Genomic DNA, 15,460 nt, shown 5'->3' on the forward strand with positions numbered 1-15,460 from the left:
CCAATTCCCGCCGGTGGTGCCGGCTTTGTTCTGCTTTGCCCAAATATGTGGCAGAACGGGAAGTCAACGGGAAGTCACGTTGCGGTGAAATTTTACCGCGGCAATCGTGAGGTAAGGCCGCAATAGGAGAAGCCACTGCATTTCAAGGCGTGGTTCGATTCGGCGGCGGCATCATCCCCATGAGGCAGGTTCTCCTGACCCCTGTCGATCTCTATTGCGAGCGAACCGGCCTGGACTTTGGTCCGAGCCGGTCAATGCTTGGACGAACCTTGCCTTTATCGCAGCGGAACTGTGGGAGGGGAGTAGGGGAGTAGGGGAGTAGGGGAGTAGGGGAGTAGGTTACCCGTTCCCGGCCTAGTTTCCTTTTTCCTACTCCCCTAGTCCCTGTTTTCTAGGCTGCCAGATCGCGCAGCACGTATTGCAGGATGCCGCCGTTCTTGAAGTAGTCGAGCTCGTCCAGCGTATCGATGCGGCAGATGATCGGCACGTTCTTCACCGTGCCGTCGCCATAGGTGATCTTGGCGGTCATCGTCTTGCGCGGCTTGATGGCGCTCAATCCGTCGATCTCGACCAGTTCGTCGCCCTTCAGGTTGAGGGAAGCCCATGAGGTGCCGTCCTCGAACACGAAGGGGATGACGCCCATGCCGACCAGGTTCGAACGATGGATGCGCTCGAAGGACTGGGCGATGACGGCGCGGACACCCAAGAGGTTCGTGCCCTTGGCCGCCCAGTCGCGCGACGAGCCGTTGCCGTATTCGACGCCTGCGAAGATGACCAGCGGCACGCCTTCCTTCTTGTATTCCATCGCCGCGTCGTAGATCGATTCCTCTTCCTTCGTGGGATAGTGGATGGTGTAGCCGCCCTCGCGGCCGTTCTCGCCCAGCATGTGGTTGCGGATGCGGATGTTGGCGAAGGTGCCGCGCATCATCACCTCATGGTTGCCGCGCCGCGTGCCGTACTGGTTGAAGTCGGCAACGCCGACGCCATGGTCGGTGAGGTATTTGCCGGCCGGCGAGGCCGCCTTGATCGAACCCGCCGGCGAGATGTGGTCGGTGGTGATCTTGTCGCCGAATAGGCCGAGTACGCGGGCGCCCTTGATGTCGCCGATCTTGCCGAAACCTGATGTCATGCCGGCGAAGTAGGGCGGGTTCTGCACATAGGTCGAATTGTTGTCCCAGGCATAGGTCTGGCCTTCCGGCGCCTTGACGTTCTGCCAGTACTCGTCGCCCTTGAAAACGTCGGCATATTTGCGGGCGAACAGCTCGCGCGTGACGTTCTTCTCGATGAACTCCTGGATTTCGGCCGAGCTCGGCCAGATGTCCTTGAGATAGACCGGATTGCCGTTCTTGTCCTCGCCGAGCGGCTCGGTGGTCAGGTCCTTGCTGACGGTGCCGGCGAGCGCATGCGCCACGACCAGAGGCGGCGACGCCAGGTAATTCGCCTGCACGTCGGGCGAGACGCGGCCTTCGAAGTTGCGGTTGCCGGACAAGACCGCGGCAGCGATCAGGCCCTTGTCGTTGATGGTTTTCGAGATCGGCGCCGGCAGCGGGCCGGAATTGCCGATGCAGGTGGTGCAGCCGAAGCCGACCAGGTTGAAGCCGATCTGGTCGAGCTCCTTCTGCAGGCCCGACTTCTCCAGATATTCCGCCACCACCTGGCTGCCGGGGGCCAGCGAAGTCTTCACCCACGGCTTCTGCTTGAGGCCGAGGCGGTTGGCGTTGCGGGCAAGCAAGCCGGCGGCAATCAGCACTGATGGGTTCGAGGTGTTGGTGCACGAGGTGATGGCGGCGATGACGACGTCGCCATGGCCAAGGTCATGGTCGGTGCTTTCGACGGCGTAGCGCTTGGAGATTTCGGCGGATTTCTTGTATTCGGTCTCCATCGCCTTGGCGAAGCCGGCCGGAATGCCTTCGAGCGCGACACGGCCTTCCGGACGCTTGGGACCGGCCATGGACGGTACGACGCTGTCCAGCTCCAGTTCGAGCAAGTCGGTGAAGACCGGGTCGGCGGAGCCGGCCTCGCGCCACATGCCTTGCGCCTTGGAATAGGCCTCGACCAGGGCGATGCGGTCCTCGCTGCGGCCGGACATCGTGAGGTAGCGGATGGTTTCGGAGTCCACGGGGAAGAAGCCGCAGGTGGCGCCATATTCGGGCGCCATGTTGCCGATGGTGGCGCGGTCTGCCAGCGTCATGTTGGAGAGGCCAGGGCCGAAGAACTCAACGAACTTGCCGACGACGCCCTTCTTGCGCAGCATCTGGGTGACGGTGAGCACGAGGTCGGTGGCGGTGACGCCCTCCTTGAGCTTGCCGGTGAGGCGAAAGCCGATCACCTCGGGCAGCAGCATGGAGACCGGCTGGCCGAGCATGGCCGCCTCTGCCTCGATGCCGCCGACGCCCCAGCCGAGCACGCCAAGGCCGTTGATCATGGTGGTGTGCGAATCGGTGCCGACGCAGGTATCGGGATAGGCGGTGGTTTCGCCGTCCTCGGTGTTGGTCCAGACGACCTGGCCGAGATATTCGAGGTTGACCTGGTGGCAGATGCCGGTGCCGGGCGGCACGACGCGGAAGTTGCGGAACGCCTGCTGGCCCCATTTCAGGAACTTGTAGCGCTCCTCGTTGCGCTCATATTCGAGCTCGACATTGCGGGCGAAGGCCATCGGCGTGCCGAACTCGTCGACGATCACGGAGTGGTCGATGACGAGGTCGACCGGCACCAGCGGGTTGATCTTCTGCGGATCACCGCCGAGCGAAGCCATGGCATCGCGCATGGCGGCGAGATCGACCACGGCGGGAACGCCGGTGAAATCCTGCATCAGCACGCGGGCCGGGCGATAGGCGATCTCGACGCCGGCGGTGCCCTTGTCGGTCAGCCAGCCGGCCACCGCCTGGATCGAGTCCTTGGTGACGGAGCGGCCGTCCTCGTTGCGCAGGAGGTTTTCCAGCAGCACCTTCATCGAATAGGGCAGCTGGGCAATGCCGGTGAGGCCGTTCTTCTCGGCCTCGACGAGGTCGAAATAGACATACTCGGCGTCGCCCGCTTTCAGCGTGCGGCGGCAATTGAAACTGTCGAGGGATTTTGACACGTGCGATCCTTGTCTGTTCAGCCTGAAAGGGAACGGACGCCGATGGCATGCAATCACGCGCAAAGGTGCGGGTACGGCCATTTCCGCTGTCCGCTCCCAAGCAACCCGAGCCGTTCAAGGCGGCGCGTGCGCTGGTCCGGCGCTAATTCTGTTCCCGAGCCGACCGCTGGCACGGATGACCCGGATATAGAGAATTTTCTGGAATAGTTCTAGACAGTTGCAAAGCAAATTTGTGCGATGCGGCAGCGACGGTGCCGCATCGTTCCAGGGACAGGTACGGGATGCGGCTGATCGCCGAAAATCTGGGCGGCGAGCGCGGCGGCGCGACGGTGTTCTCCGGCATCGGGTTTGTGCTGGAGGCCGGACAGGCGCTGATCGTCACCGGGCCGAACGGTTCGGGCAAATCGACCTTGCTCAGGGTGGTCGCCGGCCTGCTGCCGAAAGCCGAAGGCCGCCTGCTGCTCGAAGGCGGCGGCGACGAATTCCCCTCGATCGCCTCGGCCTGCCACTATCTCGGCCACCAGAACGCGATGAAGACGGCGCTGAGCGTGACCGAGAATTTGCGCTTCTGGCGGGAGTTTCATGGCGAAGGCCGGCTCGATGTGGAGGAGGCGCTGGAAACGGTCGGGCTCAGCGGCATCGGTCATTTGCCGTTCGGCTATCTCTCGACCGGACAAAGGCGCCGCGCGGCGATCGCGAAACTTCTGGTCAGCCACCGGCCGTTGTGGCTGCTGGATGAGCCGACGGCGGGACTGGACAAGGCTTCGGAGGCGCGGTTCGCGGGGCTGATGCGCGGGCATTGCGCGGATGGCGGGATGATCGTGGCGGCGACGCATCTGCCGCTGGGATTGGAGGGGGCGAAGGCGTTGGCAATGGGGGAGGCCCTTTGATGTCGGCACTCTACGGCGCCCCCCTCTGCCCTGCCGGGCATCTCCCCCGCGAGGGGGGAGATTGGATGTTGTCTCGGCTTTCGCCAATCTCCTACGTCTCAAAAGAGGCGCGATGGTCGAAGCTGCCGATCTCCCCCCTCGTGGGGGAGATGTCCGGCAGGACAGAGGGGGGCGCGACAGAACGCCAGCCTCAACAGGGCACCATATCGTAATGTGGTCTCTCCTCCTCCGCGACATCCGCCTTTCGATCCGCGCCGGCGGCGGCGCGTTGACTGGCGTCATCTTCTTCCTCGCTGTCATCGCCACCATCCCCTTCGGCGTTGGGCCGGACCTCAAGCTCTTGGCCCGCATCGGCCCGGCGATCCTGTGGATCGGGGCGCTGCTCGCCTGCCTGCTCGGGCTCGACCGGCTGTTCCAGGCCGACCGCGAGGACGGCTCACTCGATCTGCTGGTGCTCGGCAACGACCGGCACATGCTGGCGCTGACGGTGCTGGTGAAATGCGTGGCGCATTGGGCGGGCAGCGTCTTGCCGCTGGTGGTCGCCGCGCCGCTGCTCGGCCTGTTCATGAACATGGAGCCGTTGGCGATCGGCGCCACGGCGCTGACGCTTCTGGTCGGCACGCCGGCCATCACCTTCATCGGCGCCGTGGGCGCCGCGGTGGCGGTGGCGCTGCCGCGTGGCGGGCTCTTGATCTCGGTGCTGGTGCTGCCGCTGACCATCCCGGTGCTGATCTTCGGCGTTTCGGCAAGCTATGGCGCGACGGCCAATCCCGATCCGTTCCTGCAGCCTTTCCTCATTCTTGCCGCGCTGACCTTGTTTCTTGCGGTGCTGGGCCCCGTGGCCGCGGCGCTGGCGCTACGCCATGGTACGGATTGATGTGGCCGCTACGCATTGAAAACCCGATCTTCCTGCAGAACATCTACGGCAACTATCCCGATCTGTCGTCCGTCGAGATCACATCAGCAGCGATGAACCGCGACGGCCCCAGCATGCACCTCTCGTTTATGTCGACAGTGCTTCCCTATCGTCCGCCGGCCAAATGGGGTGAGTTCAACGCAGTGTCTTTCGGGCTCGAATTCATCGGGATCGAGACGATCAGCCTGCGCAAATTCCAGAGCAACGGCTTGAGCGCCATTAGGATGTGGGATGACGCAGGCAAAATTCTGCTCACCTGTGAAGGCACCGTACGGCTTTCGCTGACATGCCAAGCTATGCGTATTTCCAGTATTTGGGGTTTTTTGCTGTCGAAGGCGCCATAACCGCAAATCTGCCGCAGACGCCATTCATTGCGGCGGACGGCCGCCCCAGTTATGAACTGGCAAGCCTTGGATCGAGAGATGAGCCCGCACGCCCTTTACGTCACCGCCGCCTACGCCATCACGGCGATCGTGCTGGCCGGACTGATCGGCTGGATCCTGCTCGACCAGCGGGCACGCAAGCGCGAACTCGCCGAACTCGAGGCGGCCGGGGTGCGGCGGCGCTCCGACAAGACCGGGGCGGGAAAGCCGTGAGCAGCGAAACCGAAACGCCGCCGCCGACCCGTCGCCGCCTGTTCGTGTTTCTGCCGCTGCTGGTCTTTCTCGGCCTGGCCGGACTGTTCCTGTCGCAGCTCCTGTCGGGGCGCGATGTCTCGGAAGTGCCGTCGGCCTTGATCGGTCTGCCGGCACCGCAAACCAACCTGCCAGCCCTGGAGGGCAGCAATCTGCCCGGGCTCGATTCGAAAGCCTTCGCCGGCAAGGTCACGCTGGTCAACGTCTTTGCGTCGTGGTGCGCGCCATGCCGGGAAGAACACCCGGTGCTCCTGGCGCTGGCGCAGGACAAGCGGTTCGTGATGGCGGCGCTGAATTACAAGGACCGGCCGGAAAACGCCCGCCGCTTCCTCGGCGACCTCGGCAACCCGTTCCAGGCGATCGGCGTCGACGAAGCCGGCCGCACGGCGATCGACTGGGGTGTCTATGGCGTGCCGGAAACCTTCGTCATCGGCAAGGATGGCAAGATAGCCTACAAGCATGTCGGCCCGCTGACGGCCGAGTCTGCCAAGGAGCTTCTGCTGCCGCAGATCGACAAGGCGCTCGCGGCGTATTGATATTCAGGTGATGCCGGCCTGCAAATGGAGGCTTCCCGCGCTTCCGGCGCTCACGTACTTAAGTACGCTCCGCTCCGGTTCTCGGAAACCACCATTTTCGGCTCGGCCTGACCTGAATCTCAAAGCGCCTGGGCGGCGCCGAGACACTCGACTGAAGAAATCAGCCGTAGATCTGCTTGTGGATCTGGTAGAGCATTTCCGAGCGGTCGGCGCGCATGTCAGCTAGATCGCGGCTGGAGAAGCTGTCGATTTCGGCGACGAGGCGGTTGTAGTGCTTGCGCTTTGCGATGCTGCTGCGAGCGCGGGTCATGAGATCGTTGAAGATCATAGCAAGGTTCCTTCTGTGCCGCATTCTCGCGGCTGGTTCTTCCTCCCTTGATCGATACGGAACATGACATAGTAATGGTGCATTGCAAAAAGAAGATGTTGCAATGCACCATTGCGCTGCGTGCATAGCCGGTTAATGGCGTCCTAAGGGACGCCCTGTCCGTTTTGTCTTACAAATTGCTGATACCCCGTCTTGCCAGATCGGTCGCGGGCTGGCTTGATCCTGGCGTCACGTGATGCCGGGAGGAAATGCATGGCGGCCGCAGACTATTACGAAATTCTCGATCCGCGTTTCGCGCGCCTGTTCAACGGCAACGCGCAAGTGGAGAAACTGTTCACCGGTTGCCGCTGGGCGGAAGGGCCGGCCTGGTTCGCCGCCGGCCGCTATGTCGTGTGGTCCGACATTCCGAACAACCGCATGCTGCGCTTTGACGAGACCGACGGCAGCGTCAGCGTGTTCCGTCAGCCGTCGGGCAATTCCAACGGCAACACCGTCGACCGGCAGGGCCGGCTGGTCACCTGCGAGCATTCGGGCCGCCGCGTCAGCCGCACCGAGCATGACGGCTCGGTCACCACCGTCGCCGCCAAATGGAAGGGCAAGCCGCTGAACTCGCCCAACGACGTGGTGGTGAAGTCCGACGGCTCGATCTGGTTCACCGACCCGACCTATGGCATCGACACCGACTATGAAGGCGACAAGGCCGAGAGCGAGATCGGCGCCTGCCATGTCTACCGGGTCGACCCCGACAGCGGTGAGGTCGAAGCGGTGATCACCGATATGGTCAGGCCGAACGGGCTTGCCTTTTCGCTCGATGAAAGCCTGCTCTACGTCGTCGACACCGGCCGCACCCATGGCGCGCAGAATCCGGCGCATATGCGGGTGTTCAATGTCGGCAAGCACGGCAAGAAGGTTTCGGGGGGCAAGGTGTTCGCCGACTGCACATCAGGCCTGTTCGACGGCTTCCGGCTCGATGCCGACGGGCGTATCTGGACCAGCGCGGCCGACGGCATCCATTGCTACGATCCGGACGGCACGCTGATCGGCAAGGTCAAGGTGCCGGAGGTGACCGCCAATTGCGTGTTTGGCGGCGCCAAGCTGAACTGCCTCTACATCGCCGGCACCACCTCGCTCTATGCGGTGCGGCTGATGGTGAATGGGGCCAAGACGTACTGATCAGGAATGAACGGGAGGACGTCATGCCATTCGTCAACATCCGCATCGTCAAGGAAGTGATCGCCGCCGATCCGGCCGGCAAGAAGGCTGACATCGCCAGGAAAGTCACGGCGGCCATCATGGACGCCACCGGGCTTGGCAATGACGATGTCTGGGTGGTCTTCGAGGAAGTCAATGCCCGCGACTGGTATGTCGGCAAGACCGATGTCGAGACATTGCGGGGGAAGAAGTAAGGTGCCTCTTCCTTCTCCCGTTGTGGGAGAAGGAAGAGAGGCCGCCGCTCATCGCGTGCGGATGAAATCCGCGAAGGCCGTGAGCGTCTCGCGCATCGCCAGCACGTTTGCCGGCTCAGCCAGAATGCTCGCCACCTCCGGTGGCTTCTTGCCGAGCAGGGCAATCTCCGGTCCGCCTTCGAACAGCGCGAACGACATGGTGCGCATGATCTCCGCCAGCGCCGCGCGGGCATGGAGCGAGCGTGGCGAGGCGTGCGCCAGCATGGCCGGTTTGCCCACGGCAGCGTCGCGCGAGACCAGCCAGTCGAGCGCGTTCTTCAGCCCGCCCGGCACGCCATGGGCATATTCGGGGCAGGAGACGATGATGCCGTCGGCGCCGGTGACGGCGTCGATCAGGTCGGAGGCTTCGCGCGGCGTGCGCTCGCCCTCGTCGTCGGGGTTGAAGATCGGTAGTCGGCCAAGCCCGTCATAGACGGTGACGAGGCAGCCCTCGGGCGCGTTCAATGCCAATGCCGCGACCAGGGCCGAATTGGTGGAGGCCGCCCGCAGGCTGCCCGAGATGGCAAGAAGATTGAGCAAGGCGGGCAGGTCCGGGCGATTCGTGGGTCGAAACCTACCACATCGTCTGCTTGTACTCGTCGTCCAGCCAGCGGTCGGTCGCCTCGGCCGAATCGGCCAATGCCAGCTGGTCGCGCAGGATCTGGCCGAGCGTCGGCAGCGTCGCGCGGTCGTACCAGCTGTCGGGCTTCCACAGATCGGAGCGCATGAAGGCCTTTGCGCAATGCAAGTAGGCGGCCTTGACGGCGACCACGATGATGCTTTGCGGCGCCTTGCCGTCGATCGCGAGGCGCTCGCGCAAGGCGGCATCCACGGTGATGCGGGCGTCGCCGTTGACGCGCAGCGTTTCGTTCATGCCCGGGATGAGAAAGAGCAGCCCGACCGAGGGATTGCGCAGGATGTTCTCCAGCGTATCCAGCCGGTTGTTGCCGGGCCGGTCGGGGATGGCGATCGTCTTCTCGTCGAGAATGGCGGCGAAGCCGGGCTTGTCGCCTTTCGGGGTGACGTCGGCATTGCCTTCGCCATCGGACGAGCCGATCAGCACGAACGGGCTCTTGCCGATGAAGGACCGGCAATGGCCGTCGAGCGCCTTCAGTTCCTTGCGGATCGAGCCATCGGTCGGACGTGGGGTCTTGTAGATCGTCCGCAGCTCTTCCTGGGTGGTGACGAATTCCATGGCTCTCCCCTTTGTTCGTCTCGACGCAATTCCGGACGGAAAACCGCTACACACTTTTCCTGGAATTGCTCTATTTGCCGGCGTTCTCTTCTTCGCCGGCCTTGTCGTCGAGCGAATGGCGCAGGATCAGCGGCATCTGGCTGAAGGTGAACAGAAGCGTGATCGGCATGATGCCCCAGACCTTGAAGGTAACCCAGGTGTCGGTGGAAAAATTGCGCCAGACAACTTCGTTGACGACGGCCAGGAACAGGAAGAACAGGCCCCAGCGGAAGGTGAGCTTGCGCCAGCCTTCGGCATCGAGCTTGAAGGCGGACTCGAAGACATAGCCGAGCAACGACCGACCGAAGAACAGGCCACCGAGCAGCACGCCGCCGAACAGCGTGTTGACGATGGTCGGCTTCATCTTGATGAAGATGTCGTCCTGCAGATAGAGCGTCAACGCGCCGAAGATGAAGACGACGACGCCCGACACCATCGGCATGATCGGCAAGGTGCGGGTGAGCAGCCATGAGGCGATCAACGCGATCGCGGTCGCGGCCATGAACAGGCCGGTGGCGACGAAGATCGGGCCGCCAAACTCGGCCAGCATGGGTAATTTCTGCGTCAGCCACTCGCCGCGCGCATTGGCGAAGAAGAAGACCATCAACGGTCCAAGCTCCAGCGCCAGCTTGAGCACGGGATTGACGCCTTCCTTCTTCTCTTTCTGCGGGTCGGACGGATCGCGTTCGAGAATGGGTGGGTTCATGGTTTCCTTCTTACGCACGATCCAATCCGGAAGCACTTCCGGCATCGTGCTTCTTCAAGCCACGCCAGCGATCGCCCTGGCGAATTCGCTTGCCGAGAAAGGTTCGAGGTCGTCGACCTGTTCGCCGACGCCGATGAAATAGACCGGCAATCTGTGCTTTGCCGCGATCGCCACCAGAATACCGCCGCGCGCCGTGCCGTCCAGCTTGGTCATCACCAGGCCATTGACGCCGGCGACATTGCGGAAGATCTCGACCTGGTTGAGCGCGTTCTGTCCGGTGGTGGCGTCGACCGTCTGCAGCACCGTGTGCGGCGCTTCGGGATCGAGCTTGCCCAGCACGCGGACGATCTTTTCCAGCTCGGCCATCAATTCGGTCTTGTTCTGCAGACGGCCGGCGGTGTCGATGATCAGCACGTCGGAGCCCGCTTCTTTTGCCCGTTCAAAGGCGTCGTAGGCGAGACCGGCGGCATCGGCGCCGAGCTTGGAGGCAATGACCGGTGATTTCGTGCGCTCGCCCCAGATCTTCAGTTGTTCGATCGCGGCGGCGCGAAAGGTGTCGCCGGCGGCCAGCATCACCGACAGGCCGCCATCGGTCAGCTTGGCGGCGAGCTTGCCGATCGTCGTGGTCTTGCCGGTGCCGTTGACGCCGACCACCAGGATGACATGCGGTTTGTGCGAAAGGTCGAGCTCGAGCGATTTTGCGACCGGGGCGAGCACCTTCTCCACCTCGGCCGCCATGACGGCGCGCACCTCCGTATCGGAGACGTCCTTGCCGTAGCGGCTCGAGGCCAGCGAATCGGTGACGCGCAGCGCCGTTTCCACGCCGAGATCGGCGCGGATCAGCACGTCCTCCAGGTCCTGCAGCGTCTCCTCGTCCAGCTTGCGCTTGGTGAAGACGCCGGCAATGTTGCCGGTCAGTTCGCGCGAGGACCGGGCAAGCCCGTCCCGCATGCGCTGGAACCAGGATCGCCTCTGCGCCGGCTCGGGCGCCTTCTGCGGCTCGGCCTTCTGCTCGACCTTCTTGGCGACGGTCACCTTGCCGGGCGCGGGTTTTGGTTCGGGTTGCGGGACCGATTGAGGCTCGGGCGCAACCTCGGCAATGATCGGTTGTGTTTCGACCGGTGCAGGCTGGCGAATGGGAGGGGCGATTTCCGCTGGTGGAGCGGTTTCGATCGGCGATGGGATAATTTCCGCAGGCCGGCGCAGCCCCTCATCCTCTCCCCGTGAAGGACGGGGAGAGGGGGGCGTCAGCGGTGAGCTTTTTTCTTTGACGTCGCTAAGAGCGGCGCCGGCATCGCGATCAGCCTCCTTCTCCCCGTCCCTATACGGGGAGAAGGTGCCGGTAGGCGGATGAGGGGCAGCGCCGGCCTCTGAAGTCGGCTGCTCGGAGGCAGCCGATGGAGGCACTTCAACCGGCGATGGCGTAGGCACTTCGACCGGTGCAGGCACCCCGGCCGGCACTTCGACCGGCGGCGTCGGCACTTCGACGGGCGCGGGTTCCGGTTGCCTCTCCGGACGCGAGGGAACGATCTCCGGCTCGGATGGCGCGGGTGGTGGCACTTCTTGCGGCTGTGGCTCGGGCGTGGGCTCCGGCACGACCGGCGTCGTCGGAACCTCTTCGGGCGCAGGCGCTTCAGGCGTCTCGGGCGGGGGTGCCGGCTTCTCTTCCGGCGCAGGCTTCGGCTGCGGCTCCGGTTCTGACGGAACGGTCGGCTCCGGCGCTGGCGGAATGGTGGGGACAGGTTCGGGCTTGGGCTCCTCGCGCTCCGGTCTAGGCGCGGCCTGGACCGGAGCGGGTTCGGCCGCTGGCGGGGCTTCCGCCGTCGGCTCCTCGCGCTTCAAAAACTCCGGCACCGCCTGCTCGGCCGCCGGCTTCAGCGCGTCGAGCTGGTCCCATTTGATCGGCGGCAGCGGGGCGGTCTCGTCGACGCGCTCCTCGACGACCTCCTTCTTGCCGAACGAAAATATCTTCTTGAAAAAACCAGCCATGCTCTTGCGTTCTCAGGCGGCGCGGGCGGCAAGGGGGGAGGCTATCAGCCTGACGCCATCGTGGCCGGTTATATCAGCTTCGACGATCTCTCCCGGCGCGCCGGTGCCGAGTGCGGCAAGCGTGAACCCTTCGGTGCGACCGAGGCCGTCGCGCTCGATCAGGATCGACTGGCGGCTGCCGGCGAGCGAAGACAGATGCCTGACATAGGCCGCTTCGCCAGCGGCGCGCAGCCAGGCGGCGCGCTGCTTGACCAACTCGCGGCGAACCTGCGGCATGCGCGCGGCGGGTGTGCCTTCGCGCGGTGAAAACGGGAAGACGTGGAGATGGGTCAGGCCGCATTCCTCGACGATTTCCAGCGAATTCTCGAACATGGCGTCGGTCTCGGTCGGGAAGCCGGCAATGATGTCGGCGCCGAAAACAATGCCGGGACGCAGCTTGCGCACATCCTCGCAAAAGCGGATCGACTGGTCGCGCAGATGCCGGCGCTTCATGCGCTTCAGGATCATGTCGTCGCCCGACTGCAGCGACAGATGCAGATGCGGCATCAGCCGCGGCTCGGTGGCGATGGCGTCGAGCAAGTCCTCGTCGGCCTCGATGGAATCGATGGAAGACAGCCGCAGGCGCTTCACGTCGGGCACCTGTTTCAGAATGGTCTTCACCAGCTTGCCGAGCTTCGGCGCACCCGGCAGGTCGGCGCCGAAAGACGTCATGTCGACGCCGGTCAGCACGATCTCGGCATAGCCGTTGCCCGCCAGCCGCTTGACCTGCTCGACCACGGCGCCCATCGGCACCGAGCGCGAATTGCCGCGGCCATAGGGGATTATGCAGAAGGTGCAGCGATGGTCGCAGCCGTTCTGCACCTGCACGAAGGCGCGTGCCCGGCCCTCGATGGCGTCGACCATGTGGCCGGCGGTCTCGCGCACCGAGAAGATGTCGTTGACACGCGCCTTCTCGGTGTCGTTGACACCGAAATCAGGCAGCGCGCGATAGGAATTGGCCTTGAGCTTCTCCTCATTGCCAAGGACCAGATCGACCTCGTCCATGGCGGCGAATTTTTCGGGCTCGGTCTGCGCGGCGCAGCCGGTGACGATGATGCGCGCGGCCGGGTTGTCGCGGCGCGCCTTGCGGATCGCCTGCCTGGCCTGGCGCACCGCTTCGCCGGTGACGGCACAGGTGTTGAAGATCACGGCGCCACCTGCCAGCGCGGCGAGGCCCGCACTTTCGGCCTCGCGCCGCATCACTTCGGACTCATAGGTGTTGAGGCGGCAGCCGAAGGTCACCACGTCGATGCGGCCGGGCTGCTTTGCCACGTCGACGCCTTTGGCAAGAGCGGACATCAGGCCGCGCTTTCGGTGTCGCGGGTCCATTTCCCGGTCGACGGATCGAAGCTGCCGGAAAATTCCCATTCGGCCGCGCCGGTCAGGATGACGTGGTCGTCATCGCGCCACTCGACGTGCAGCGTGCCGCCGCCGGGGGTCAAAAGGTTGACGCTGCGGCTCGTGCGCCTGGTGCGCGCCGCGGCAACGACAGCCGCGCAGGAGGCGGTGCCGCAGGCCTTGGTCAGGCCGGCGCCGCGCTCCCAGGTGCGGATGATCATGCTGTCGGGCGAGGTGACCTGCGCGATGGTTATGTTGGCGCGCTCGGGAAAGATCGGATGGTTTTCGAGCAGCGGACCGAAACGGTCGAGTTCATAAGTCCAGACGTCGTCATCGACCCAGAAGATGGCGTGCGGGTTGCCCATCGAGACGGCGGAGGGCGAATGCAGCACCGGCGCGTCGATCGGGCCGACCTGCAATTCGATCATGCGGGTATCGCGGAACTCCTCGGCCAGCGGAATGTCGCGCCAGCCGAAGCGCGGGGTGCCCATGTCGACCGAGATCGAGCCGTCGGCGTGTTCTCGGGCATTGAGAATGCCGGCCACGGTCTCGAACGTGAAGGTCTTCTCGCCGGTCTCGGCGGCCAGCGCTTGGACGACGCAGCGCATGCCATTGCCGCAAGCCTGAGCGCCCGACCCGTCGGAGTTCAGGATGTCGACGAAATAGGCGGTGCCCGGCGTCCTGGCGTCGTGGATCGCCATGATCTGGTCGAACCGCGTCGCCGCGTCGGCATTCAGCGCGATGGCAGCGGCGGGCGTCACCCGATCCGCGCGGCCACGCATGTCGGCAACGATGATCTCGTTGCCGATGCCGTTCATCTTGGCGAAAGGGGCCGTGCCTGCCATTGCTCCGAAAATTCCATGTCCGTTCGGCGCTATATGGCGGAAACGGGCAGGAATTACCAGTGCGCAGCCGCTTTCAGGCGCCGGACCGAAGTCACGGCAAGGTGCCGGACCGAAGTCACGGCCAAGCCGGACTTACGTCACCGCGAAAACCCCGAACAAGATCAACAGGAAGATGATGAGCACGATGCCGATGAGAATGCGCGCGCCGGTGGCAGCGGCGCCGGCCAGCGCCGGCATGCCGAGCAGACTCGCCGCGGCGGCGATGATCAGGAGAATGATGATCCATTTGAGCATGGGAACGCCTCACAAGCCGAACGCATTGAAACCGGTTGAAAAACGCGGCTGTCGTGCTTGGGTTCCCGAGGCCATCAGATCCGAGGCACGTCCCAGATCTCGCCGGGCCGCAAGGCGCGGAAATGCTCTCGCGGCACGCCTTCGGCGTCCAGCGCTTCGACCAGCTTCCGCACCGGCTCGTCGAATGGCTCGTCGGTGAGCTGGAAGGTGCCCCAATGGCAGCCGGCGGCGAAGGCGGCGTTGCACAACAACATGCCCTGGACCGCTTCCTCGGGGTTCTGGTGCTGCGGCGCCATGAACCAGCGTGGCTCGTAGGCGCCGATCGGCAGGATGGCGAAGCGGAAACCGCCATGTTTTTTCGCCATCAGCCGGTAGTTGATGCCATCGTGGAAGCCGGTATCGCCGGCGAAGTAGATATTTCCGCCCGGCGTCTCGATGACGAAGCCGGCCCACAGCGCCATGCGCCGGTCGCGCGCCCCGCGCGCCGACCAATGATGCGCGGGCTCGATATGGATGGCGGCGCCGCCCGAGACATCGAACCTGTCGCTCCAGTCATGCGCGGAAAGCCGCATGCCAGGCACGGCGGCGGCGATGATGGCATCGTTGCCGAGCGGCGTCACCACCAGCGGATCGTGCTTCTCCTTCAGCCACCTCAGCGTGGCAAGGTCGAGATGGTCATAATGGTTGTGGCTGACCAGCACGAGGTCGATCGCCGGCAGATCGCCAAAGGCGATACCTGGTGGATTGACGCGGCTGGGTCCGGCAAAGGAGAACGGCGAGGTGCGTCGCGACCAGACCGGATCGGTGAGGATGTTCAGCCCGGCGGTCTGGATCAGCAAGGTGGAATGGCCGACCATGGTCACGGTCAGATCGGCGCCTTCGACCGTCGCGGCCGGCTTTGCCGGCGCGAAGGGGCTTCGGCTGGCAGGCGGCCATTTCGAGCGTTGGCCGCTGAACCGCCATTTCAGCAGGTCCGTAAAGGAGCCGGGCATCCGGCCGCCGGGATTGAAGAACAGGGTGCCGTCGAAATGATCGCTGGGCGGGCCGCTGTAGTAGCGGTTGACGGCTTTCTTCCTTGCGGCCAAGGTCTGCGCTCCGGCGGGTTTCGGTCAACTCTTTGTGTTTTCGCGCATTTCCCTAGGGAAAGCGCTGCCCGTTTTGCCCGGGAAAACCGCTGCGCACT

17 protein-coding genes and 1 pseudogene are annotated in these 15,460 nt (G+C 64.2%); 7 read left to right on the plus strand and 11 right to left on the minus strand.

Going from position 1 to position 15,460, the window contains the following annotated elements:
- Positions 1 to 391: 391 nt before the first annotated feature.
- Positions 392 to 3,082 (minus strand): aconitate hydratase AcnA, encoded by a 2,691-nt coding sequence (acnA, locus tag LB536_RS16835; protein WP_224594581.1) that lies wholly within the window; start codon positions 3,080 to 3,082, stop codon positions 392 to 394.
- A 281-nt stretch (positions 3,083 to 3,363) separates the two neighbouring features.
- Between acnA and ccmA the strand changes: the two genes are divergently transcribed.
- Positions 3,364 to 3,972, plus strand: coding sequence for a heme ABC exporter ATP-binding protein CcmA (gene ccmA / locus LB536_RS16840; protein ID WP_224594583.1), 609 nt, complete (start codon positions 3,364 to 3,366; stop codon positions 3,970 to 3,972).
- On the opposite strand, the pseudogene LB536_RS31335 reads toward ccmA, so the two are convergent.
- A pseudogene (locus tag LB536_RS31335) lies at positions 3,909 to 4,147 on the minus strand (hypothetical protein); the annotation flags it as partial. The gene ccmA and the pseudogene LB536_RS31335 sit on opposite strands and share 64 nt — an antisense overlap.
- A gap of 36 nt (positions 4,148 to 4,183) precedes the next feature.
- Here LB536_RS31335 and ccmB point away from each other — a divergent pair.
- From ccmB to LB536_RS16860, 4 genes are all read left to right on the plus strand, one after another.
- Entirely contained in the window at positions 4,184 to 4,849 is a 666-nt protein-coding gene (gene ccmB, locus LB536_RS16845) for a heme exporter protein CcmB (RefSeq protein ID WP_140764002.1), read from the plus strand.
- The gene (locus LB536_RS16850) at positions 4,849 to 5,232 is read left to right on the plus strand and encodes an Imm50 family immunity protein (RefSeq protein ID WP_140764004.1); all 384 of its coding nucleotides are present in this window, start codon (positions 4,849 to 4,851) and stop codon (positions 5,230 to 5,232) included. The genes ccmB and LB536_RS16850 overlap by 1 nt, the downstream gene beginning before the upstream one ends.
- Before the next feature lie 78 nt (positions 5,233 to 5,310).
- A complete protein-coding gene (gene ccmD / locus LB536_RS16855; protein ID WP_127280270.1) occupies positions 5,311 to 5,484 on the plus strand; it encodes a heme exporter protein CcmD in 174 nt (57 codons plus the stop codon).
- Positions 5,481 to 6,059, plus strand: a complete 579-nt coding sequence (locus LB536_RS16860) for a DsbE family thiol:disulfide interchange protein (protein ID WP_224594601.1) — start codon at positions 5,481 to 5,483, stop codon at positions 6,057 to 6,059. The genes ccmD and LB536_RS16860 overlap by 4 nt, the downstream gene beginning before the upstream one ends.
- A gap of 160 nt (positions 6,060 to 6,219) precedes the next feature.
- Here LB536_RS16860 and LB536_RS16865 read toward each other — a convergent pair whose 3' ends face one another.
- A complete protein-coding gene (locus LB536_RS16865) occupies positions 6,220 to 6,387 on the minus strand; it encodes a hypothetical protein (protein WP_023774506.1) in 168 nt (55 codons plus the stop codon).
- A gap of 252 nt (positions 6,388 to 6,639) precedes the next feature.
- On the opposite strand from LB536_RS16865, the gene LB536_RS16870 reads away from it, so the two are divergent.
- On the plus strand, positions 6,640 to 7,560 hold the full coding sequence (locus tag LB536_RS16870) for an SMP-30/gluconolactonase/LRE family protein (RefSeq protein WP_224594604.1): 921 nt from the start codon (positions 6,640 to 6,642) through the stop codon (positions 7,558 to 7,560).
- Between the two features lie 23 nt (positions 7,561 to 7,583).
- Positions 7,584 to 7,793, plus strand: coding sequence for a tautomerase family protein (locus LB536_RS16875; RefSeq protein WP_140618294.1), 210 nt, complete (start codon positions 7,584 to 7,586; stop codon positions 7,791 to 7,793).
- Positions 7,794 to 7,841: 48 nt separating this feature from the next.
- Here the strand turns inward: LB536_RS16875 and LB536_RS16880 are convergent, their stop codons facing one another.
- The 8 genes from LB536_RS16880 to LB536_RS16915 form a co-directional block, all read right to left on the minus strand.
- The gene (locus LB536_RS16880; protein ID WP_140811248.1) at positions 7,842 to 8,372 is read right to left on the minus strand and encodes an NADPH-dependent FMN reductase; all 531 of its coding nucleotides are present in this window, start codon (positions 8,370 to 8,372) and stop codon (positions 7,842 to 7,844) included.
- Positions 8,373 to 8,406: 34 nt separating this feature from the next.
- The gene (locus LB536_RS16885) at positions 8,407 to 9,027 is read right to left on the minus strand and encodes a pyridoxamine 5'-phosphate oxidase family protein (RefSeq protein ID WP_224594607.1); all 621 of its coding nucleotides are present in this window, start codon (positions 9,025 to 9,027) and stop codon (positions 8,407 to 8,409) included.
- A gap of 70 nt (positions 9,028 to 9,097) precedes the next feature.
- Positions 9,098 to 9,772, minus strand: coding sequence for a septation protein A (locus LB536_RS16890; protein ID WP_224594610.1), 675 nt, complete (start codon positions 9,770 to 9,772; stop codon positions 9,098 to 9,100).
- Between the two features lie 54 nt (positions 9,773 to 9,826).
- Entirely contained in the window at positions 9,827 to 11,368 is a 1,542-nt protein-coding gene (ftsY, locus tag LB536_RS16895; protein ID WP_411966554.1) for a signal recognition particle-docking protein FtsY, read from the minus strand.
- Positions 11,369 to 11,773: 405 nt separating this feature from the next.
- Positions 11,774 to 13,099 (minus strand): tRNA (N(6)-L-threonylcarbamoyladenosine(37)-C(2))-methylthiotransferase MtaB, encoded by a 1,326-nt coding sequence (gene mtaB, locus LB536_RS16900; protein WP_224594620.1) that lies wholly within the window; start codon positions 13,097 to 13,099, stop codon positions 11,774 to 11,776.
- Entirely contained in the window at positions 13,099 to 13,983 is an 885-nt protein-coding gene (gene dapF / locus LB536_RS16905; RefSeq protein ID WP_140811242.1) for a diaminopimelate epimerase, read from the minus strand. The genes mtaB and dapF overlap by 1 nt, the downstream gene beginning before the upstream one ends.
- 132 nt (positions 13,984 to 14,115) lie before the next feature.
- Complete coding sequence (locus LB536_RS16910) at positions 14,116 to 14,277, minus strand: DUF1328 family protein (protein WP_140811241.1); 162 nt, start codon at positions 14,275 to 14,277, stop codon at positions 14,116 to 14,118.
- 74 nt (positions 14,278 to 14,351) lie between these two features.
- Complete coding sequence (locus LB536_RS16915) at positions 14,352 to 15,362, minus strand: MBL fold metallo-hydrolase (RefSeq protein ID WP_224594622.1); 1,011 nt, start codon at positions 15,360 to 15,362, stop codon at positions 14,352 to 14,354.
- Positions 15,363 to 15,460 lie beyond the last annotated feature (98 nt).

The organism is Mesorhizobium sp. ES1-3, assembly GCF_020164795.1.
Taxonomy (GTDB): Bacteria; Pseudomonadota; Alphaproteobacteria; order Rhizobiales; family Rhizobiaceae; genus Mesorhizobium.